Annotated in this window: 9 protein-coding genes; all 9 read left to right on the top strand. The window is 73.6% G+C overall.

Annotation, left to right across the window (positions count from 1 at the left end):
* Window positions 1–81: 81 nt before the first annotated feature.
* Genes HMPREF3121_RS06700 through HMPREF3121_RS06660 form a run of 9 tightly spaced genes read left to right on the top strand, consistent with a single transcriptional unit; the run spans window position 82 to window position 23413 of the window.
* Window positions 82–1386 (top strand): SidA/IucD/PvdA family monooxygenase, encoded by a 1305-nt coding sequence (locus HMPREF3121_RS06700; protein WP_070521310.1) that lies wholly within the window; start codon window positions 82–84, stop codon window positions 1384–1386.
* Window positions 1383–2753 carry an acyl carrier protein gene (locus HMPREF3121_RS06695; RefSeq protein WP_070521307.1) on the top strand — a complete coding sequence of 457 codons (1371 nt, stop codon included), beginning with the start codon at window positions 1383–1385 and terminating at the stop codon, window positions 2751–2753. Before HMPREF3121_RS06700 ends, HMPREF3121_RS06695 begins: the two co-directional genes overlap by 4 nt.
* Entirely contained in the window at window positions 2750–7105 is a 4356-nt protein-coding gene (locus HMPREF3121_RS06690) for a non-ribosomal peptide synthetase (protein ID WP_070521305.1), read from the top strand. Before HMPREF3121_RS06695 ends, HMPREF3121_RS06690 begins: the two co-directional genes overlap by 4 nt.
* A complete protein-coding gene (locus HMPREF3121_RS06685) occupies window positions 7105–10608 on the top strand; it encodes a non-ribosomal peptide synthetase (RefSeq protein WP_070521302.1) in 3504 nt (1167 codons plus the stop codon). Before HMPREF3121_RS06690 ends, HMPREF3121_RS06685 begins: the two co-directional genes overlap by 1 nt.
* The gene (locus tag HMPREF3121_RS06680; RefSeq protein WP_070521299.1) at window positions 10605–16556 is read left to right on the top strand and encodes a non-ribosomal peptide synthetase; all 5952 of its coding nucleotides are present in this window, start codon (window positions 10605–10607) and stop codon (window positions 16554–16556) included. Before HMPREF3121_RS06685 ends, HMPREF3121_RS06680 begins: the two co-directional genes overlap by 4 nt.
* 44 nt (window positions 16557–16600) lie before the next feature.
* A complete protein-coding gene (locus HMPREF3121_RS06675) occupies window positions 16601–17365 on the top strand; it encodes a thioesterase II family protein (RefSeq protein WP_070521296.1) in 765 nt (254 codons plus the stop codon).
* Entirely contained in the window at window positions 17362–18696 is a 1335-nt protein-coding gene (locus tag HMPREF3121_RS06670) for a beta-ketoacyl [acyl carrier protein] synthase domain-containing protein (protein ID WP_070521293.1), read from the top strand. The genes HMPREF3121_RS06675 and HMPREF3121_RS06670 overlap by 4 nt, the downstream gene beginning before the upstream one ends.
* On the top strand, window positions 18693–21773 hold the full coding sequence (locus tag HMPREF3121_RS06665; protein WP_070521290.1) for an acyltransferase domain-containing protein: 3081 nt from the start codon (window positions 18693–18695) through the stop codon (window positions 21771–21773). The genes HMPREF3121_RS06670 and HMPREF3121_RS06665 overlap by 4 nt, the downstream gene beginning before the upstream one ends.
* Window positions 21773–23413 carry a (2,3-dihydroxybenzoyl)adenylate synthase gene (locus tag HMPREF3121_RS06660; RefSeq protein WP_371327331.1) on the top strand — a complete coding sequence of 547 codons (1641 nt, stop codon included), beginning with the start codon at window positions 21773–21775 and terminating at the stop codon, window positions 23411–23413. The genes HMPREF3121_RS06665 and HMPREF3121_RS06660 overlap by 1 nt, the downstream gene beginning before the upstream one ends.
* The last annotated feature ends 14 nt before the right edge of the window (window positions 23414–23427 follow it).

Here is a 23427-nt window from a genome sequence, read left to right as displayed (position 1 = left end):
CGGCCCCGGTTTCCCCGGAGGCCGGGAACCGACACCCCGGGGCCGCCGTACGCGGCGCACCCCCAGAAAGGAACCAATCAGATGACGAACCTCATGATCGTGGGCGCCGGGCCCAAGGCCGTCGCCGTCGCGGCCAAGGCGCACGCAATGCGGGAAGTCGGCCTGGATGCGCCGGAGGTCACCGTGGTCGAGCCGCACGGGATCGGCGCGAACTGGCGGGCGGTCGGCGGCTGGACCGACGGCAAGCACCTGCTGGGCACCCCGCCGGCCAAGGACATCGGCTTCCCGTACCGGTCCGAGATCGCGGGAACGCTGGGTCCCGCGGTCGATCAGCGCCTGCTGGCCAATGGATGGGTCCAGTACCTCATCGAGTCGGGCCGCTACTCCGAATGGATCGACCGCGGCAACCCCTGCCCCCGCCATGACCTGTGGGCCGACTACCTCGAATGGGTCGCCGGCCGGGTCGGCATGGACGTCATCGCCGGAACGGTCACCCGGGCGTCGCGGCACCCCGGCGATCCTGCGGCGTGGAGCGTCTCCATCGACGAAGTCGGCGGGGGCACGCGCACCATGTCGGCCGACGCCCTGATGATCACCGGACCGGGCCGCAGCGACCGGCGATTCGCGGAGATCCCGGGGGTGCTCTCCGTGGCCGCCTTCTGGGAGACGGTGGTGGCGGGTTCGCTTCCCGACGCCGCCCGTGTCTCGGTGATCGGCGGTGGGGAAACCGCGGCCAGCGTCATCGACGAGCTCGTGCGCCACGACCTCGAGATCATCGACGTCATTTCGCCCCTGGCCGCCATCTTCTCCCGCGGTGAAAGCCAGTTCGAGAACGCCCTGTACACCGATCCCCGGAAGTGGGCGATGTTGGACGACGACGAGAGGCGGGACGTCATCCGCCGCACCGACCGCGGTGTCTTCTCCGGGCGCGTGCAGGGATCCCTCCATGCCGAGGATCGGGTGCATCACGTCCACGGCCGCGTCGAAAGAGTGAACGCGGCGGGCGACGGCGGGCCCGCGCTCGCGGTCACCGTCGTCGACAGCCGGCATTCGGCGCAGGTGCTGAGCACGGACCTCGTCATCGACGCCCGCGGCAACTCCCCGATGTGGTTCGCGGGCTTGCTCGGCGACGACATCGTCGCCGAGCTCCGCGTCGCCGCCGGGGGCGACTTGGCGGTCGAATCCGTGGAGGCGGTGATCGGCCGCGACCTTTCGGTCGAGGGGATGACGCCGAAGCTCTTCCTGCCCGGCCTCGCGGGCATGGCGCAGGGCCCCGGGTTCGCCAACCTGAGTTGCCTGGGCGAGCTGTCGGACCGCGTCCTCGGCGGTTTTCCGCCCGCCTCCGCGCAGCGCGCACTCGAAGCCCGGGCGGAGGTGAAGGCATGAGCCGGGCCCTGGCTCGCTTCGCCGCCCGCGTCATCGGCCCGGACCGGCCGCATGACCGGGTCGCGGCGGACGCGGCGGCCGTCGTGGGCCCCGAATCCGTGCGCGTCGCGGATGACCCGTCCACCCCGGTGCCGGCGATTCTCTGCGCCGACGCCGACGCCGATGCCGGCGAGGACCTCGGGGAGCCCCGCGTCGCCGTTCATCCCCGGCCCTCGGGAACGCTGGTGACCGTATGCGGGAACGATGCGCCGTCCGTGGCACATCGCATCTGCGCGGGGTCGGGCGACGGCGTAACCGCCGCCCCGACTCCGTCCGGCGACGCGGCGGAGAACGCCGCCCGGTTCTGGACCGATGAACTGGAGGGGACCGTCGGCGTGCCCGCCATCGCCGAAGTGCCCGGCATCGAGGAGGACCGGGCGATCGGCGTGGCGAAGGGGAGGGTGCCGCGCGAGGCGTTGGGCGCGAACCCCGTCGCGGCGTTGGTCGCGGCAGTCGCGGCCTGCACCGGGGCACCCCGCGATTCGGTCGTGGGGGTCGTCCCCGAGACCGGCCCGGACACGTGGTCCGGGCAACCCCTGCCCGTTCGCGTGCGGCCGCGGCCGGGGCAGTCCCGCGAAGACGCCGCCGCCGAAGCTCTCGCGCGGATCGCAGCGGCCGACGATGGCGTCCGCTGTGTGGGTTTGCCCGGCATCGTGGCGGCGCTGGGCAGGCCGCCGTTTCCCGTGGCCGTCGTCATTCGGTCGCCCCACGATTGCGGAGGGGCGCGGATCGTCGACGATCGCGCCCCCGTGCCGGAATTTTGCCTGGCCGGAATCGACGCGGTCATCGGCGACGCCTCTGCGGTGTCCCTGAGCGTGCGTGCCCGCGGCGGGCAGGCCGGCGCCCGCTCACTCCTCGCCGCGGTCACCGCCGCGATCGAGGGGGCCGGGCAGAAGGCCGCCCCGTCCGGCGCATCGGAACTGGGCGCATCGGAACCCGGCGCGGAAGCCGGCTCCGGGGCGCCCGGAGGCGCCGCCGACGCGAACCTCGGCGTCCTGTGCGCCGCGGTGGCCGAAGTCCTCGACCTTCCGGAGGAAAAGGCGCCGGGCCCCGGCGACGACTTCTTCCGGCTCGGCGGCGACAGCATGGCCGCGTTGAGGCTCAGCGCCGCGTTGTCCGCGCGCGGGATGTCCCTCGAGGTCCGCGGCATTTTCGAGCATCCGGTGCTCGGCGAGCTCGCCGGCCTGATGCGCCCCGGCGCCGCGGATGGGTCCGGAACGGATGCCGCCGGCGGGGCGGCGGAGACGGCCGCGTCCGCCGAACCCATGTCCGCGTCCGGGCTCAGCGCCGAGCAGCTCTCGGCGCTGCTCGGGGAGGAGAACCGATGACGGGTGCCATCGCCGACGTCGTCGCGCTGACCCCGCAGCAGTCGGGCCTGTGGGCGACCGGCGCCGCAACGGAAGAGTATGACCCTTACCTGGTCGTCCTCCGGCTGCGGCTGACCGGTCCCGGAGCGCTCGATCGCTTTCGGGAGGCCCTTGGCACCGTCGTCGGGCGCCATCCGCACCTCGGGGGCCGGGTGCTGTCCGCCGGCGTGCCCCACCCCGTGCTCGTCGTGCCCGGGGCGCCCCGGTTCGACTGGTCCGAGATCGACGCCCGTGGGGCCGCGGATCCCGGCGCCGAATTGCAACGGCATGCGGAGCGGGAGCAGGCCCGGCCCCTGGACACGATCGCGGGCCCGTTGACCAGGGTCAAAGCCGTCCGGCTCGGTGAATCTGAGTGGGGGATCCTGATCACCGTCCATCACATCGTCATTGACGGATGGTCGATCCCGATCTTCCTGGGCGAGATCGTCGCGGCCATGGCAAACGAGGCCGACGAGCTGCCGCCGGCGCCGCCGATCCGCGATCACGCCGCTTGGGTGGCCGCGGCGGATCCCGGGGAAGCCCGCGACGCCTGGCGCCGCGCCTTCTCCGGATTCGCCGAAATGCCGATGGTGGGGCCCGCGGGAAGGCCGGCGGGCGCCCCCGAAGTGGGCGAAGTCGTGCTCGGCGAGGCCGATACCGCCGGGCTGCTGGCCTTCGCCCGGGAATCCGGTTTGACCGCGAACACACTCATGCAGTTGGCGTGGGCGCGGATCCTGTCGGGGCTCGTGGGCCGCGACGACGTGTGCTTCGGGCAGACCGTCGCCGGCCGGCACCCGTCGATCCCCGGTGCGGACCGCATGATCGGGGGCCTGGTTTCCACGGTCCCGGTCCGCGTGGACGTCGGCGATGCGTCGCCCGCGGAGGCGGGTGCCCGTCTCCAGTCGGTCACCGGAGCCCTGCGGGACGCGGATCACATCGGCATGTCCGACATCATCAAGTCGATCGGCGCGGGCGACCTTTTCGACACCCTCCTCGTCTTCGAGAACACGCCGCGCGGGGACGCCCCCGCCCACGGCGACGATTTCGATTGCGGCGGCGGTGCGCGCCTGGGCCTGGACCGCATCGACTCTCCCAGCCACTATCCGCTGACGGTCGTGCCGGTCATCGAGGGCGGGCGCCTGGTGGTGCGGGTCGAATCGGCTCCCGGGTCGGGATTCGACCCGGACATCATGGCGCGCCGCTTCGTGGCGGTTCTCGGCCGTTTGGCGGGGGCGGGCTCGCTCGCTTCCGTGGACGTACTGCTCGATTCCGAGACGCCGATCATCCGGGGCGCCCGGCCGGATCCCGGGCCGGGGCCGGAAACGGCGGATGAAGCGCTGCGCGCCATCGCGGACGAGTGCCCCGGTGCGGACGCGATCGTCGACGTGCACGGGACCGTCGATTTCCGGGGCGTGGCCGAGCTCGCCGAGGCGATGGCGTCGGGGCTGCGCGCCGCCGGGGTCTCCGCCGGCGACGCCGTGGCCGTGATGCTGCCGCGGGATCGCCGCGTGCTCGCGGCCCCCTTCGCGGTGGCGGCCCTCGGGGCGCACACCATCCACATCGATCCGGATTCGCCGCCGCAGCGCGCCGCGGCGATCATCGAGGATTCCGGGGCGCGCCACCTGTTGGCCGCCGACGGCGTCGCCGGCCGGGTGCGCGCTTGCCTGGGGGAGGACGACCCCGGGAACGCGCCGTCGTCGGAAGAGGACGCCAACTGGCGCTTGACGACGGCCATGCCGGACCTCTCCGGCGAACTGCGCTGGTGGGGGCCGCTGCGTGCTTCGGCCGGGACGAAAGCCCCGGCACCGGAGGACCCCATGTACGCGGTGTTCACCTCGGGCACGACGGGCCGGCCGAAGGGCGTCCTGGTTCCGCACCGGGCGCTGCTCAATCTGTGGCGGCACCACGGCCGGAACATCCTGGCGCCGCTCGCCGCCGAACTGGGGCGGCAAGTGCGCGTCGGGCATGGCTGGTCGACCGGGTTCGACGCCGCGTGGCAGCCGGGGATCGCCCTGCTCAGCGGGGCGACCGTCGTCATGCTGGACGGCCCCGACCGCTCGGATCCGGCGCGGCTGGTCGCGGCCCTGCGCGACAACGCCATCGATGTCTTCGACACCACCCCGTCGATGCTGGCGGAACTGGAACGCGCCGGGTTCTTCGCGGAGGGCGCGCCCCTGTCCGTCCTCGCATTGGGCGGGGAGGCCATCTCCCGCGACGTCTGGCGGAGGCTGCGCGGCATGGCCGGCCTCGAGGCGATCAACTGCTACGGCCCGACGGAAACCACGGTCGAGGCCCTCATGGCCCCCTTGTCCGAGTACCCGGAGCCGACGATCGGGCGACCGTTGGACGGGATGGCCGTCGCCGTCGTCGACCACCGTTTGCGCCCGGTGCCGCCCGATGGGTCGGGCGAACTGATCATCTCGGGCCCGCAGTTGGCGATCGGCTACATCGGCCGGCCCGAACTGACGCGGCGTTCCTTCGTAGAAAGTGAGGGCCGCCGCTGGTACCGCACCGGGGACATCGTCCGCCGCCGCAGCGGCGACGGGCTGCTGGTGTTCGGGGGGCGCGCAGACGAGCAGATCAAGATCAACGGTTACCGCGTCGAACCGGCCGAAGCCGGAGTGGTGCTCCGCTCCATCGACGGAGTCGAGGCCGCCGAAGTGATCGCGCACCGGGTCGGCAACCGGATGCGGCTGGCGGCCCTGGTCGTCGCATCGTCGCCGGTGGCGGACATCCGGGCTGAGGCGGCGAAGCTGCTGCCGTCGTACCTGCTGCCCTCGCCCGTGGTCGAATGCGCGTCGATCCCGCTCAACCGCAACGGCAAACTGGACTCCGCCGCGGCGGCGGCGATGGTCCGCGAAGAGATGGCGCGCACCGACGGGGCGCCCTCCACTCCCGAGGAGAAGGCGGTGGCCCGGTGCGTCCGCGCCATGACGGGCATGGACGTCGCATTGTCCTCCGGTCTCGCCGACGCCGGCATCGACAGCCTCGGCGTCATGGATCTCATCGTGCGCCTGCGCGCCGAGGGGCTCGACGTCGGCGCGGCCCCGGCATTGGGCGCCGCGGACCTCAGGTCGCTGGCGGCGATCGTCCGGCCGATCGCGGCCGAGCCCCCGGCTCCCGCTGCCGGCGCCGACCCCGGCCGGCCGATCGAACTGGCCCCGCTGGCGGCCCGGTTCGCGGTGCTCGGCGGAGCAGTTGAATCGACCCATTCACAGGGCCTGCGCCTGCGCCCGGGCATCTCGGCCGATGCCGCCGAGTCCGCGTTGCGGCGCGTGATCGGCGCGCACCCCGCACTCGGCGCCCGGTACGACGATTCCGGCCCCCGGGCACGGCTGATCCCGCGGGAGGACCCGGAATTCGTCTTCCGCATCGCCGGATCCGGCGAACGGGACGAGGGCGGCGTCCTCGATGCCCACCACGGCGCACTCGATCCGGCCGCCGGCCGGATGGTGGCCGCCACCTATGGCGGCGGAACCGAACCCTGGCTGGTGGTCACCATCGCCCATCTCGCGGTTGACATGATGTCGTGGCGCTTCATCCTGGAGGATCTCGCGCTGGCCCTGGGCGGGCAGCCGCCCCTCGGCGAAGAAGCGCGCGGCGATGCCCCGCACGGCCCGTCCGAGACGGAAGCCCCCGGCAGCCCGTTCCGGCGGGTGCCCGTCCCCCCGGTGGGGCTGCGGCACGCGGACCCGCGGGTCGACCGGCCCGCCGACGTCCGCGCCCGGCACGAGGTTCTCGACGCCGCGACCACCGCCGCGGTGGAACGCGCGGCGCTCGAGCGCGGCGCATCCCTGCGGGACGTCCTGGAATCGGCCGTCGCCGTCGCCGCGACCCCAGATGAATCGGGGATGACGGCAATCACCCGCACCACGCTGGGCCGCCCCGACGGTGGCGCCGATCGGCGGGTCGGCTGGTTGACCGCCGAAGAAGCCGTCCTCATTCCCGCGGCCGACGCGAGGGGCTTCATCGCGGGCGGCGGGCCCCCGCCGTCGCCGACGACGGATCCGTCGGCGGTGGGCGCCGTGAACGTCAACTACCTCGGGCGCATGGACATGGCGATGCCCGAGACCCGCGAATGCCGGCTGATCGGCCAGGGGGAGTTCTTCCGGCGATTCGGCGCACCGGGCCATTCCGCCGTCCCCCCGTGCCACGGAGCGCAGATCACGGCGGCCATGGACCGGGGCCCCGGGGGACCCGTGCTCGGCCTGCGGTTCGAAATCGACGTCCCCGCCGTCGGCGAGGACGCGGCCGCACGATTCCGCACCGGCGTCGTTCGGGCGCTGGAAACCTTCGCCGGATCGGCGATGAACGAGAAAGACGAAAACGACTAATGATTGACCTGGAAACCCTCCGCGGCATCCTCGCCGAAGAACTCGGCGTGAGCCCGGCCGACATCGGCGCCGGCGATGATCTGGTGAACCTCGGCCTCGATTCCCTCGGCGTGATCGGGATCAGCGAGGAACTCCGCCGCAGAGGTTGCGGCGTCCACTATTCGGCCCTGGTGCTGGAGCCGACGCCCGAAGCGTGGTTGCGGATCATCGGCGAATCCGCCGCCGCCGAAGGTGGGGCGGACCCCTCGGGCGGGATGACCGTCCCCGGTGGCGCGGACGAGGATGATGGCGAGCCTTTCCCCATGGCTCCCATGCAGCACGCCTACTGGGTGGGCCGGCGCGACGACCTCGGCCTCGGTGGAGTCGCGGCGCACCTCTACGTCGAGTTCGATGGCGGGGGAATCGACGCCGCGGCGCTGGAGCGCGCCGCCCGCGCCCTCATCGACCTGCACCCGATGCTCCGCACCCGGGCGCTCGGCGACGGGCGGCAGCGGGTGCTGCCCGCCTCGCCCGGGCCGGCCCTGACCATCGACGACGCGACCTGCCTGCCGGAAGAGGAGATCGAGCGGCGGCTGCGGGAAAAGCGGGAGGCGAAGAGCTACCAGAAACTCGACGTGGATGCCGGCGAGGTCATCGACCTCACCCTCACGCTGCTGCCGGGGGACCGCCATCGCCTGCACGTCGACGTCGACATGTTCGCCTGCGACGCGATGAGCTACCGCACGCTCCTGGACGACCTCATGCGCATCTACCGGAGCGAGCTGGCGCACGGGACGGAGCCCGCCGACGGCGACGACGACCGCACCGTCCCCGAGCGACCCGGCGTGACGTACCGGGAGTACCGCCTGGCCATGGCGGATTCCGGCGGACCGGACCCGGAGGACGCGCGGTACTGGGAAACGCGGGTGCCCGAACTGCCGCCGCCCCCCGCCCTGCCCTTCGTCGAGGAGGCCCGGCGCGCCGACCCCCGGCGCAGCATCCGGCTCGAGCACAGGGTCGGGGCACTCGACGCGGCCCGGTTCGGCGATGCGGCCCACGCCGCGGGCGTGACGCCGGCGATGGTGCTGGCCACGTTGTTCACCGAGGTCATCGCCCGCTGGTCGACGCAGCGGAGGTTCCTGCTCAACGTGCCGTTGTTCGCCCGCGAGCAGGTGCACCCGGACATCGGCGGCGTCGTCGGCGACTTCACGAACTCCGTGATCGTCGGGGTGGACGCGGGTCCGGGAGCATCGTTCCTCGACCGCGTCCGGGCGCTGTCCCGCGAAGTCCATCTCGCGGCCTCGCACTCGACGGTGACGGGGCTCGACGTGCTCCGGTCGCTCGGCGCCCACCGGGGCGAGCCGGTCATGGCCTCGGTGGTGTTCACGTCCGGCCTCGATCTCGGCGAGGTCTTCTCGAGCCGGGTCCGGGACATCGCCGGCGATCCCGTGCACATCCTTTCGCAGGGCCCGCAGGTCGACATCGACGCCCAGGTCGTGGAATTGGACGGGGGACTGTTGGTCAACTGGGACGTCCGGCGCGATTGCCTGCCCGAGGGCGTCATCGGCGACATGTTCGGCGCGTTCACGCGCCTGCTCGACGCGGTCGCCCGCGATGTCCCGGACTGGAACCGCCCGCTGTCGGTGCCGCTGCCCCCGGCGCAGGCCTCGCGCCGGGCGGCCATCGCCCGCGACTCGGCCGATGGCGGCGCCGCGATCGGGCGGCGGACGCTGCACCGGGAGTTCCTGCGCCGCGCGGAGGAGGCCCCGGAGCGGGTCGCGGCCGTGTCCGCGGACGGCGCCGTCTCCTACGGCGAATTGGCGGACGGAGCCGCAGCGCTGGCGGCCGAACTGCGCCGTCGCGGGGTCCGATCGGGAGACGTCGTCGCAGTGTCCCTGCCCCGGGGAGTCGGCCAGATCACCGCGATCCTGGCCGTCCTCATGGCGGGCGCCGCCTACCTGCCCATCGGCGTCGGGCAGCCGGGTCCGCGCCGGGATGCGATTCTGCGGAGCGGCGGTGCCCGGCACGTCATCGCCGATCCGGCCCGCATCGGCGAACTGCCCCCGGAGGTCGCCGTCGTCGATCCCGCGGCCGTCCCGGACGGGGCGGCGGATGGCGTGGACGCCGGCGCGGGGCCGGAGGACCTGGCCTACGTGCTGTTCACCTCGGGTTCCACCGGCGAGCCCAAGGGGGTGGAGGTCGCTCATGGCGCGGCGGCCCACACCATCGACGCGATCGCGTCGAGGTTCGGGTGCGGGCCGGAGGACCGGACCATCGCCCTGTCGGCGTTCGACTTCGACCTCTCCGTCCTGGATCTGATGCTCCCGCTGTCCGTCGGCGGCGCCGTGGTGCTCGTCGGCGAGGAGTCGACCCGCGACGCGGCGGAATGGGCGCGTCTGATCCGCGAGCACTCCGTCACCGTCGTCAATGCCGCGCCCGGGCTGGTGGGGATGCTCCACGACATCGCGTCGGACGACGAGCTGGCGGGCGTCCGGCTGATCCTCACCGGAGGTGACCGGGTGCCGCCGTCGTTGGGCCGCGCCCTGTCGAGGCGCGTCCCGGGGCTCCGGTTCATCGCCATGGGCGGCGCCACCGAAGCGGCGATCCACTCCACCCGCGAGGAGGTGGGGCCCGATTACCCGGACGACTTCGCGTCGGTCCCGTACGGGCTGCCTCTGGACGGGGTCCAGCTGAAGGTGGTGAACGAACGCGGCGAGGAATGCCCCGATCACGTAATCGGCGAAGTGTGGATCGGCGGCGCCGCCGTCGCGCGGGGCTACCGCGGCATGCCGGAATTGACCGCGTTGAAGTTCATCCGGTCCGGTTCCGTGGATTGGTATCGCACGGGCGATCTGGGCCGCGTGCTGCCCGACGGGCGCGTGGAGTTCATCGGCCGCGCCGACGGTCAGCTGAAGATCCGCGGCTACCGCGTCGAGCTGGGCGAGGTGGAGGCGGCGCTCGAATCTCTGCCCGGGGTTTCCGGTGCCGCGGCGACCGGGGCCGATGGCGCGATCGTCGCGGCGATCGTGCCGGCGCCGGATGCCGGGCGTGTGCCCACCGGCGCCGAGGCGCGCGCGGCGCTGGCGGGGATCGTGCCGGAGTACATGATCCCGGATGCGATCGCCGTCATCGAGGAGCTGCCCGTGACCGCCAACGGCAAGAAGGACCGGGCCGCCGTGTCCGCTCTGGTCGACCGTGGGCCGCGCGGCGTCGCCGAGCCCCCGGACGGTCCGGTCGAGTCGGCGGTGGCCTACCTGTTCGGGGCCCTGACCGGGGCCGGCGGCTGTTCCGCCGCGGACGATTTCTTCGATGTCGGCGGCAACTCGATCCTGGCCACGACCCTGACCGCCCGGATCCGCGAGCTTCTCGACGCCGCGGCGTTCTCGGTCGCGGACGTTTTCGAGGCGCGGACGGTGCGCGGCATCGCCGCGCGGGTGAGCGAGTCCGGCCGATCGCCGGGGGACGTCGCCGCGATGGCGGCGATGCTGATGGAGTTCGCCGATGGCGGGGAGGACGCGCGATGAGGGACCTGGAAGAGGTGCGGCGGCTGATGGCCCGGCACCGCGGCGAATCCGGCACGGTGGCCGACCGCCCGGCCCGGTCGCTGCCGGATCGGGCGCCCGCGTCGGCGGCGCAGAAATCCGTGTGGCTGGCCTCGGCGCTCGACCCGGACGACGTGTCGTACAACCTCTGCCTGAAGTTCACCTTCGAGGGCCGCATCGACGCCGAAGCGCTCGCGGGGGCCTTCGGGGATCTCGTCGACAGGCACGAAGTGCTGCGCACGACGTATCACGCAGACGACGAAGGAGCCCTGCAACAGCGCATCCACGCCGACCTCGAACCGGAGATCACCCGGCACGCGATGCCGCCGGGCGACGCGGGCGACGCCGCCGTCGATGCGCTGGCCGCCGAGCAGGTCCGCCGGCCCTTCGACCTGGCGGCGCAGTCGCCGCTGCGCTTGGCCATCTGCGAACGGGGCCCCGGGCGGGTGGATGCGGTGATGGTGATCCAGCACATCGCCTGGGACGGGATGACCATGCCCGTGCTGGCCCGGGACGTCGCCCGCGCGTATCGGCTGCGCACCGGCCGGCCCACCGAGGGGGACGGCTCCGTCCCGCCGTTGGCCGTCCAGGTCGCCGACTTCGCGGAATGGGAGGCGACCCATCCGGACGCTTCCGGAGAGGACCATTGGCGTTCCGTGTTCCCGGACGGTGTGCCGCAGATGAGGCCGATGCTCGGCGGGGCCGCGGATGCTCCCCCGAACGCCGGTGGACGGGTCGACGCAGTGCTTCCCGACGACGCCGCGCGGGCGCTGACGGCCATCGCGGAGGAGTCGTCGGTGACCCCGTTCGCCGTGTTCCTCGCGGCGCATCATCTGGTGCTGCGCGCGGTGACCGGGGCGCGGGACACGGTGACCGGCACGACGGTGGCCAACCGGGAGGCCGTCGGCGCGGATGAGCTGATCGGCAATTTCAGCAACCAGGTGCCCATCCGGATCTCGGACGGGGGAGCGGAGACGTTCGGCGATCTGGTGCTGCGGGCCGCGAGGTCCATCACCGGCGCGATGTCGGCGAAATCCATCCCGTTCGATCGGATCGCCGCCATCGCGGGGGTCGACCGGGCGGCGGGGGAGACCCTGTTCCCGGTGCTCGTCCTCTTCCTCCACGAGGGCATCGCCGGGCCGCGGCTGCCGGGCGCGGAGACCTCGTGGGAGCTGGTCCACGCCGATGCCGCGCTCCACGCGGTGGCCACGGAGGCGTTCATGCACCCGGGCCGGGTGGAGGTCCAGATGACCCACCGCCTGGACTCCGTGTCGGCCGAGGGGGCGCGGGCCCTGCAACGGGCGTTGGCCGCGGTGCTGTCGAACGCGGGCGCCGACGTGCCGACGGAGGAATTGGCGCAGGTGGCGCGGGCCGAGATCGAGTCGGCCGCCGCGCCCGCCTCCGCGATGGGCCGGGGCCGCCGGGTGCCGGTCGAGCCCGGCGACGTCGACGCGATGATCCGCGCGGCGTCGGCCGCGTCGCCGGATGCGGTGGCGGTGGTCGCGGAGGACCGCACTCTCACCTACGCCGAGTTCGATGCGCGGGTCTCGGCCTTGGCCGCGCGGCTCGCGGAGGCGGGGGCGCGCGCCGGCGAGATCGTCGCCGTCGTCGCCGAACGCGGTTCGTGGCTGCCCTGCGCGATCACCGCCGTGATCCGCACGGGCGCGGCGGTGGTCCCGGTGGATCCCCGGTACCCCGCCGAGCGGATCCGGATGATGCTCGACGACGCCGCACCCGCGGCCATCGTCCGCGCCGGCGATGTCCCGCTGCCGGACACGGCGGCCGCGATCATCGACGTGGAGCGTATCGATGAGGAGGGGCCGGAAGCCGGAACGCCCGAATTCGTTCCGGCGCGGCCCATCCGAGGCGACGACCCGGTCTACCTCATTTACACGTCGGGGACGACGGGCCGGCCCAAGGGAGTGGTCAACCACCACCGGGGCGTCGCGTCCCATCTGCAGTGGATGGCCCGCACCTTCGGCGACGGCCCGATCCGGATGCTGCACAAGGCGCCGATCTCGTTCGACGTGGGCATGGGCGAAGTGCTGCTGGCCCTGACTTCCGGGGGCACGGCCGTGATTCCCCCGGCCGATTGGTGGGCGGGGGACGCCGAGGGCCTTGCCTCGATGATCGAGGAACACCGGGTCACGGTGCTGTCGCTGGTGCCCGGCCTGCTGCGCGAGCTGCTCGCGGCGGGTGCGGCCGGGCGGCTGAGGACGCTGCGCCACCTGCTGCTCGGCGGCGAAGCGGTGCCCACCGATCTCGCGCGCCGGGCGAGGGCGGAGATCGGCTGCCGCGTGCACGGCCTCTACGGCCCGAGCGAAACTGCGATGGACGTCGCCTGGGTGGAATACGGCGATGATTTCCCGGAGGACGGCTTCCTGCTCGGCGCCGCCGAGGACAACAACGACCTCCACGTCCTGGACGAAAACCTGCGGGAGCTGCCCGTCGGCGAGGCCGGCGAGCTGTGCATCGGCGGGGTGCAGGTCGGCCACGGGTATCACGGGGCCCCGGACGCCACCGCGGATGCCTTCGTGGACGACCCCTTCGAACCCGGCGGAACCCTGTACCGCACCGGCGACGTGGCGAAATGGGGAGCCGACGGCATGCTGCGCTTCCTCGGCCGCATCGGCGACCAGGTGAAGATCCGGGGCAACAGGGTGGAACTGCTCGACATCGACGCGGCGCTGTGCAGGGTGCACGGGGTCGCGGCCGGCGCGTGCCGGCTCTTCGGGGTAACCGGCGCACCGGCGCGGCTCGTGGGCTACGTGGTCGCGGCCGACGGCGGAAAGCCGGACGAGCGCGCCATTCTCGCGGAGCTGGACCGGGCCCTGCCCGCGTACATGGTGCCCAGGACGATCGTCGCAGTGGATTCCCTCCCCACGACCGCGACCGGGAAACTCGACCGCGCGGCCCTGCCGGAACCCCCGGGCGCACATGCCGCCGGAGGCGACGCCGACGAACCGCGCGGGGCGGCCGAGCTGGCCGTCGCCGATGCGTTCGCGCGCGCCATCGGGAAGGATGTCCGGCCGACCGCGCAGTCCGGGCTGATCGAGCTCGGGGGCGATTCCATCACGGCGATCCGCGCGATCTCGCTGTTGCGCCGCAGCGGCTGGGAGGCCGAGGTGCGCGACATCCTCGGCGGCGGGACCGTCCGCACCGTGGCCGCCGCCGCGCGGCCGGTGTCCGCGACCGATCCCGCCGACGGGGCGGACGGCGGGGGATTCGCCGCGCCGGCTCCCGTCCATCCGTTGGCCGCGGCGCTGCTGGAGTCGGCCCCCGGCGGCGGTGGCCTGTGCCAGGCGCGGCTGCTGACCGCGCCGGCGGATTTCGGCGCGGAACGGCTGTCGGAGGTTCTGGAACGCCTGGCCGGGCTCCACCCCATCCTCTCCCGCGCGGTGGCCGGCGACGGCGGATGGCCGATGTTCGCGGAGCCGCCCGCCGGCGCCGAACCATTCACGATGGCGGAGGCGGAGGCGGAGGTCGCCGCCGCGGACGGGGCCGGGGAACTGATCGGGGAGCTCGCCTCCCGGCTCGATCCCGCCCGCGGGACGATGCTCGCCGGCGCGGTGGCCGAACTCCCCGCCGGGCGCCGCATCGTGCTGGTCGCCCATCACCTCGTCGTCGACGCGGTGTCCTGGGAGACCCTCATCGACGACTTCCGCGATCTCCGCGGCGTCGCAAAGCACACCGCCGCCGCCCGCCGGCCGGAAGCGGCCGTCGCGGACCATGCGCGCCGCCTGCGCGCCGCCACCCTGTCGGGCGAACTCGACGAAGATCTCGCCGCCTGGGAGAAGATCGCCGCGGACGCATCGGGGACGCTGGCCATCGACCCGGCCCGCGACACCGAAGCGACGGTCGACATCGCGGAGATCACCATGCCCGAAGCGTCGTCCGCCGCACTCGCTGCCGGCGTGGAGCGGGCCTTCGGGTGCCGCGGGCAGGACCTGCTCATCGCCGGGCTGGCCATGGCGCTGCGCCGTCTGGGCCTCGACGCCGACGGCACGGTCGGGATGACCCTCGAATCCCACGGCCGCGACGCGACCGGCTCCGTGCCACCGGTGCCGCCCGACGCGGTGGGCTGGTTCACCGCCGCGTACCCCGTCGCGGTGGAGGTCGGCGACGGCCTCGACCCCGTCGCCGCGGTGCACGCCGTGCGCCGGGCCCGCCGGCGCCTGCCCGATGACGTCCACGTCCACGGCTGCGCCATGTGGGTGGGCGGGCGACCGGCGCCCCGGCCCATCGCCTGCCTGAACCACCTCGGGACCGTCGCCTCCGATGCCCGGGAAGGGGACTTCGCGCCCGCCCCGGAAGCCCCCGCCCTCATCGGCGCGGCCGATGCGTCGGCGCCGCTGCCCAACGTCATCGACGTGACGTCGCACGTCGGCGCGGACGGGCTGCTGGCCGCGACCATCAGGGTCGCCGCGGAGGTGCCCGGCGCACCCGGCGCCGCGGACGTCGGCCGGGAGCTCGGGGCCGCGCTGGCGGACATCGCGGCCGCGGCGGCGACGGGGGATGCCCGGCGCGCACCCGCCGATTTCACCGCCCCCGGCATCACGGACGCCGACGTCCGCGCCTGGGGCGGCGAGATCGAGGACGTGCTGCCGCTGACGCCGATGCAGGAAGGGCTGATGCTTTCGTCGCTGACCTCGGGCGATCCCGCGGGATACGCGGTGCAGACGCCGCTGCGCGTGCGCGGCCGCGTCGATGCCGCGGCGCTGGGCCGAGCCGTCGGCGCCGTGCTGCGGCGGTTCCCCAACCTGCGCATCCAACCCGCGGCCACGGTGGACGGCACCCCGGTGGGCGTCGTCAGGCCCTGCGGCGCGTTCGGCTGCCGGGTCCGCGACGCGAACCGGGCCCCCGACCTCATCGCCGCCGACGCCGCCGAGGGATTCGACTTCGCCGCCGCGCCCCTGCTGCGGATCACGGTCGCGCACCCCGGCGACGGCGCCGACGGCGAGACGCTGGTGCTCATCTCGGCCCACCACATCCTCACCGACGGTTGGACCGGGCAGCTGCTGCCCTTGGCCATCTTCGCCGAATACGCCCGAGAGATCGGGGCCGACCCGGGCGTCGGCCGCATCGGCGACCCCGGGGCGTTCCCGGCGCTGCTCGAGGCGATCGCGGAAGACGGGCCGGAGGCCCGGAGGGCCTGGGAAGCCAGGCTGCGCGGGGTCGTCCCGGCGCTGGTCGGGCCGGAGGCCACGCCCACCCGGGCGGGTCAGTCGTCGCGGATGAGCTCGGTCGGCCAGGACGTCGTGGACCGGCTCCACGCGGTCACCCGCCGACTCGGGGTCACCCCGGCCGTCGCCTACCAGGCGGCGTGGGCGCGGACCCTCGGGATCGTCCTCGGCAGGGACGACGTCGTGTTCGGGGAGGTCGTGTCCGGGCGCGATCCCTCCATCGCCGGAGTGGCGGAGGGCATCGGCTGCTTCGCCAACCTCGTCGCCGTCCCGGCGTCGGTCGACCCCTCCGGCACCTGGGCCGGCGCGCTGGCGCAGATGCGCGACGAGCGCCTGCCGCTGCTGGGCCACGACCATTTCCCCATGACCCGGGCGCTGTCCGTCACGGGCGCGCGCCGGTTGTTCGACACCATGTTCGTGCACCAGTCCTACCCCCCGCACCAGGACCGGCTCGCGTCGATCCTGGAGTCCTGCGGGCTGGGCCACGTCGGCACCGACCCGGGCGGCACCACGGACAACGCGGCGCTGCTGATGGTGTTCCCCGGGGACTCCGTCATCGGGGGAGCGGGGACCCGGTTCCTGTTCACCTTCGCCGCGGGCGTCATCGACGACGCCGCGGCGGAGGTCATCGAAAAGCTCTTCCTCGGGTGCGTGCGCGCCATCGCCGACGCCCCGGACGCGGCGATCGCGGACGGGCCCGTGCCCGACGAATTCGATGCCATGGCCCTCGGGGGGATTCTCCGCTGACGACCCCGACCGGGACCCGAATCACACACTTCGAAAGGAAACACATGCAGACCCAGATCGGATCCGCTTGGCTGCGCCGCTTCGGGCGCGCAGCGGTGCGGGGGGCGACGCCCCTCGTGATCTGCCCCCACGCGGGCGGCGGGGCGGCGGCCTACCGGCCGTTGGCCGCGGCAATCGAGGAAGCGGCGCAAGGGGCGGTGGACGTCATCGCGCTGCAGTACCCGGGCCGCCAGGACCGCATCGCCGACCCCGCCCCGGAGACCATCGGCGGCTACGCGGACGGCGCGCTCGCCGAGCTGCGATCCCTGCTTTGCGACGGCCCGGCGCCCATCCTGTTCGGCCACAGCATGGGGTCGATGGTCGCCTTCGAACTGGCGCGCCGCCTCGAGGAGGAGGGGGTCGCCGTGGGGCGCCTGTTCGTCTCCGGTGCCGTGGCGCCGTCGCGGGTGGCCGACCTGCCGCCCCATCCCACCGACGATGAAGGGATGGTCCGCCACCTGGCGGCGCTGCGCGGAACCGGCGGGGACGTGCTGGGCCACCCGGACATCATGCGGCTCGCGCTGCCGGCCCTGCGCGCCGACTACGCGGCCTTCGACCGCTACGAGACGGCCGGGGAGGCGCCGCTGGCCGCCCCCATCAGCGCCTTCGGCGGCGAGGACGACGAACACGTCACGCCCGGCGACCTCTTCGGTTGGTCGGGGCACACCTGCGGCGGCTGCGACGTGCGGCTGTTCCCCGGCGGACACTTCTACATCGAGGACCGCGTCGGGGCCGTCGCCGCCGCCATCGTGGGACTGGTGCGGCCATGAGCTCCATCGTGATCACCGGAATGGGCGTCGCCGCCCCTGGGGGCGTGACCGGGCCGACCTCCCTGTGGCGGATGCTGGAGGCCGGGCGCGACGTGCTCGGCCCCCTGCCCCGGGACCGCGGCTGGCCGTTGGACCTGCTGTTCTCCCTCGGCGACCGGCCCGGCTGGGCGCCGGTGCCCGATTCGGGCGGGTTCCTGGACGATGCCGCGGAGTTCGATGCCGCGTTCTTCGGGGTGGCTCCCCGCGAAGCGCCCGCGCTCGATCCCCAGCAGAGGGTCGGGCTGAGGGTCGCGTGGGAGGCGCTGGAGAACGCCGGATTGAACCCGGCGTCCCTGTCCGGGCAATGGGGCGGCTGCTTCATCGGGGCGTCCTACACCGAATACGGCCCGCGCATCGACGAAGTCAACGAGCTCTCCGGGTTCCGCGGGACCGGCGTGTCCCTCTCCGCGGTGTCGGGGCGGGTGTCGCATGCGCTCGGCCTGCATGGGCCGTCGATGACCGTCGACGCCGCCTGCGCGTCGTCCCTCGCGGCGATTTCCGCGGCCGTCGCCTCCGTCGCGTCGGGGGAGAGTGACTGGGCGCTGGCGGGCGGGGTCTGCGTCATGGGCTCCGCGGCACCCTTCGTCGAATTCTCGGCGAACGGCGCGATTTCGGCGGACGGGCGCTGCCGGCCGTATTCGTCGCGGGCGTCGGGGACCGTGTGGTCGGAGGGGGCGGCCCTGTTCGTGGTGGAACGGGAGGACGCCGCCCGGGCCCGGGGCGCGCGGATCCTGGGCCGGGTGCGGGCGGCCGTGGTCAACCACAACGGCTCCGGTGCCCCGCTCGCGGTGCCTTCCCATCGGGCCCAGGAGGCGCTGTGCCGCAGGGCGCTGGCCGTGTCCGGCCTGGCCGCGGCGGACATCACGATGATCGAGGGCCATGGCACCGCCACGGCCGTCGGAGATCCCATAGAACTCCGGGCGCTGCACGGCACCTACGGGCAACCGGGCCCGGATGGCGCTCCGTCGGCGTCGATCGGGTCCATCAAGGCCAACCTGGGCCACGCCCAGGCCGCCGCCGGTGGCCTGGGCCTGGCCAAGGTCCTGCTGTCGGGATGGCACGGCCGGATTCCGCGGAGCCCGCACATCGGGGAGCCGACGCGGGCATTGGATTGGGAAGAGACGAGACTCCGGCCGGCGATGGCATCCGCCGAGTGGCCCGCCTGCGACGGGCGCCGCTGCGCCGTGGCGTCCTCCTTCGGGATGGCGGGGACCAACGCGCAGTTGATCATCGAAATGGACGAACGCGGGGGCGATTCCGCGCCCGGCGACACTGAAGGAGCATCACGATGAACACCGCACACCACGATGGCGCGCCGCCGATGGTCGTCGTCTCGTCGGCGCACCGCGGCGGAGTCGCCCGCGAGGCCGCCGCCATCGCCGCCTTCCTGCGGGAGTCGCCGGACGTCTCCGTCGGCGACGTCGCGGCGGCCCTCGACGCGACCCGCGGGTGGAGGCGCTTCCGCGCCGTCATCGTCGCGGCCGACCGGGCGGAACTGCTCGAGAACCTGGACGCGCTGGCGCAGGGCCGCGCCGCCGGGAAAACCGCGGCCGGCGAAGCCTCCGCCCGAACCATCGCGATGGTGTTCCCGGGACAGGGGTCCCAGCGCCCCGGCATGGGGCTGCTGGCGCACTCCGCGTCGCCCGGGTACCGCGCGACGGTCGCCGAATACGACCTGCTTTTCGACGAGATCTTCGGGTTCCGCCCCGGCAGGTACCTGCTGGAACCCGAACACGGCGACGACATCCGCGTCGTGCAGCCCGCCCTGTTCGTGCACATGATCGGGCTCGCCGAACTCTGGCGCGAGCACGGGGTGGAACCGGACATGGCCATCGGGCACAGCCAGGGGGAGATCGCCGCCGCGCGGGTCGCCGGGCTGATCGGGGCGCGCGACGCCGTCAGGGTCGTCGGGTCGCGGGCGCGGCTGGTCCACGACCTCATCGCCGACGGGCGGTTGGCCGCCGACAACGCGATGGCGGTGATCGGCGCGGACCGTGACACCGTCGAGGCGGCCCTGGCCCGGCAGGTCGGATGGGCGGAACTGTCCGTGGTCAACGCTCCGGGCATCCACGCCATCGCCGGAGAGACCCCCGCCATCGACGGCATCGTCGGCGACATGGCCGACCGGGGCGTGTTCGCCCGCCGCATCCGGGTCGACTACCCGGCCCACACTTCGCTCGTCGGCGCCTTCCGGGACGATTTCCTGGGGCTGCTCGATGACCTGGATGAGCCGCGCTTCGATCCGGCGGCGATCCCCTGTTTCGGCGGTGCGCTGGGCGGGCCGATCACCCCCGACCTCGACCCGGCGACGTACTGGTACTGGAACCTGCGCAACCGGGTCCGCTTCGATCTCGCGGTCGAACGGGCCGCCGAAGCCGGCGCCGACGTGTTCATCGAGGCTTCCGAGCATCCCACCCTCCAATTGTCGATCAATGGGATCCTCGCGGGAATCGGCGGGGCCGGCGGCCCGGGCGCCGTCAACATCGGGACGTTGCGCCGGGATGACGGCGACCTCTCCGGCTTCCTCGGGTCCCTCGCCGCCGTCCGCGCGGTGCATCGGGGCCTGGACGCGCCGGTCGGGACGTCGCCCGGGGCCGTGCCGTGGGGTTTCCCCGCCACCGTCTGGGAACGGGCGGAGTACTGGGCACCGGGACCGGACGCCCCGGTCCCGGGCGGCGGCGTGCCCGCGCGTCCGGCCCCGACTCCGGCCCCGGTTCAGAATCCGTTGACGCGGGCGGGAGAACCGCCGCTCGTTTTGTCGGAACGATGGTCCGCCCTCGGCGAAGGAGAGCTCGCCGCACCGGACTCCCTGTGCATCGTCGGCGCGGATGACGCCTTCCGCGCCGAATTGGCGGCCGCGGCGGCCCGCTTCGGCGACCGGATCGTCGATGAGCCGGCCGCCGCGGGACGCATCCTGGTGCTGCCGCCCGACGGCGGGACCGGAGACGAACCGGCGGAGGCCATGGCGGCGTTCCTCGCGGACGCCCACCGGGAGCTCGCGGATGCCGCGGGCACGGCCGGCACCGCATGCCTGGTCACGCGGGGCGGGGAATCCGCCGGAGACGCGGCACCGGGACGGGTCGACGCGGGGCACGCCGCGGCGGCGGCCATGATGCGCTGCATCGGCGCCGCGACCGGCCCGGGACCGATGCGCATCGACGTCGAACCGGACGACGACCCCGCCGAGACCGCCCGATCGGTGATCAGGGCCCTCCACGCCACGGGGGAACCGGAAATCGCCGTCCGGGGCCGCGAGCTTCTGGGACGCCGGTTCGTCCCGATTTCCGCCGGCACGCCCGACGTTCCGCCCACCGTGGTGATCATCGGGGGCACCGGACCCGTCGGCAGGGCCTTCGCGGCCCGGTGCGTCGCCCTCGGGGCCGCCGACGTGGTGCTCGTGTCCCGCAATGCACCGTCGGCGGCGGTCGCGGCCGAGATCGCCGGGCTGGCGGACGGGGGAACCGCCGCCGTCCGCCACGTGCGCTGCGACGCGACCGATCGGGCGCAGCTCGCCCGGCTGGCCGCGGACCTGGGCTCCGCCGGCCCGCGCCTGATCGTCCACTGCACCGTCGATTACGCCTCCGCCGAATCGGCCGCCGCGGACGACGGTGCCGCGGATGCCGGTGCCTGGCACCGCGCGGACGCCGCCAAGCGGGGATCGTTGGCCGCCGTCGTGGCGGAGCTGGCCCGCCCCGGGGACCGGGTGCTGGCCTGTTCGTCGCTGTCCGCGGGAATCGGGGGTCGGGGCCACGCCGCCTATGCCGCCGTCAACCGGCTCCTCGAAGTCGAGGCGGCCCGGGCCCGCGAAAACGGGGTGGACGCCCTCGCCATCCGGTGGGGCCTGTGGCACGGGGTCGGGGCCGACAACGACGGGGCGATCGGCGAGATCGAGGCCATCGGCCTTCGCCCGATGGACCCGGATGCGGCCGTCGATGCCGCGCTCGGGCTGTTCGGCGGCGATGACGCGATGGCCACGGTCGCCTCGGGCGATTGGCGCAAGGTGGCGGCGGTCCACGAACTCCGGGGAATGCCCGGGCTGTTCTCGCGCATCGCGGGGCCGCCTGCCCCGGAAACACCGGTGAAGGACGGGGAACCGGCGGCGGCCGAAACCGCCCCGGCCCCGGGAGCCTCCGCCGGAGCGGGGGCGATCGCCCGGTCGGTGCTGCTGGAGACCCTCGGATACGCCGAAGGCGACGACCCCGACCCGACCGTGCCCCTGGTTTCCCTGGGGCTGGACTCGGTCCAGGCCCTCGACGCATGCAACCGCATCACTTCGGCGACGGGTGCGGAGGTGCCGATCGCGGGCATCCTCTCCGGCGCCTCCCTCGACGACGTAGTCGCAATGATGACCGAGAAAGGACGAGATTGATGGACAACGATGACCGGAACGCGACGGAGACGGAGGCCGGCGGGTACCCCGACATGGTGGAATACCCGGCCGACGTCGCGCGCGCCTACCGGGAGGCGGGGTACTGGACCGGGGAGACGCTGCCGGGGTTCATCGGCCGCGTCTGCGCCGAGCACGGCGACGCCCCCTGCGTGACGGACGAATCCGGCACGCTCACCTACCGGCAGTTGATCGAATCGGCGGATCGCGCCGCGCAATGGCTTCGCGAGAGCGGCATCGCCCCGGGGGACCGGGTGCTGATCTACATGCCGAACACAGTCGCCTTCGTCGAGGTCTTTTGCGCCATCCTGCGGGTCGGCGCGGTACCGGTGCTGGCGCTGGCCGCCCACGGGCGCGCCGAACTCGTCCACGTCGCACGGCACTCCGGCGCGCGGCTGCTGGTCACGGAGGAGCGGAAGGGCATGACCGACCCCCTGGCCATCGCCGAGACGGTGGCCGGGGAAGTCGGCGATCTCCGCGTCGCGGCCGTCGGCGCGCCCGGGGCGAGGGCGTGGCGGGCATGCGGGGACGAGGGCGAGGCGCCTCATGAGGCGCCGCCGTCCTCGATGGCGCTGATGCTGCTGTCCGGCGGCACCACCGGGGCGCCGAAGCTGATCCCGCGCACGCACGACGACTACCTGTACTCCGTGCGGGAGAGCGTCGACGTGTGCCGGCTGCGCAAGGGCGACGTCATGATGATCGCGTTGCCGTGCACCCACAACTTCACGCTCAGCGCCCCCGGGATCCTCGGCGCGATGCAGGTGGGCGCGGAAATCGTGATGGCCCCGGACCCGTCGCCCGCGACGTGCCTGGAGCTCGTCGGCCGCCACCGAATCACCCACGTGGCGCTGGTTCCGCCGCTGTTGCTGGCATGGCTCAATTCGCTGGACCTGGCGGGCTCGGACCTGTCCTCGCTGCGGACGGTGTGGGTCGGGGGCGCGAAGCTGTCCGAGGCGGCGGCGCGCCGGGTGACGCCGGAGCTGGGCTGCCGGCTGCAGCAGGTCTTCGGCATGGCCGAGGGGCTGTTGAATTACACCCGCCTCGACGACCCCGACGAGGTCGTGGAAAAAACCCAGGGGCGGCCGGTTTCGCCGGCCGACGAAGTGCTCGTCGTGGACGACGGTGGAGAGCCGGTGCCCGCGGGAACGGAAGGCCATCTGCTGACGCGTGGCCCGTACACCATCCGCGGCTACTACCGGGCCCCCGACCACAACCGCCGCAGCTTCACGGACGACGGCTTCTACCGCACCGGGGACCTGGTGCGGGTGGACGAGCGGGGCAACATCACCGTCACCGGCCGCTCGAAGGACATCATCAATCGGGGAGGGGAGAAGATCGCCCCCGAGCTGGTCGAAAACGGCCTGCTCACGCACCCGGGGGTCCACGACGCCTCGGTGGTCGGCATCCCGGACGAGGTGCTGGGCGAGAAGATCCGGGCGCTGGTCATCCCCCGGTCGCGGGAGGAGGGGCAGTGCCCCACCCCGGCGCAACTGCGAATGCATCTGCGGCGCCACGGGCTGGCCTCGTTCTCGATTCCCGATGTGATCGACCTCGTCGACGAATTCCCGTTTACCGCGGTGGGAAAGGTGGACAAGGGCAATCAGCGGACCGGCGGCCGGTGACCCGGGCCTGGGTC

It is taken from the genome of Corynebacterium sp. HMSC11E11, assembly GCF_001807025.1.
GTDB lineage: Bacteria > Actinomycetota > Actinomycetes > Mycobacteriales > Mycobacteriaceae > Corynebacterium > Corynebacterium freneyi.
This window is presented reverse-complemented; position numbering and strand designations above follow the sequence as displayed.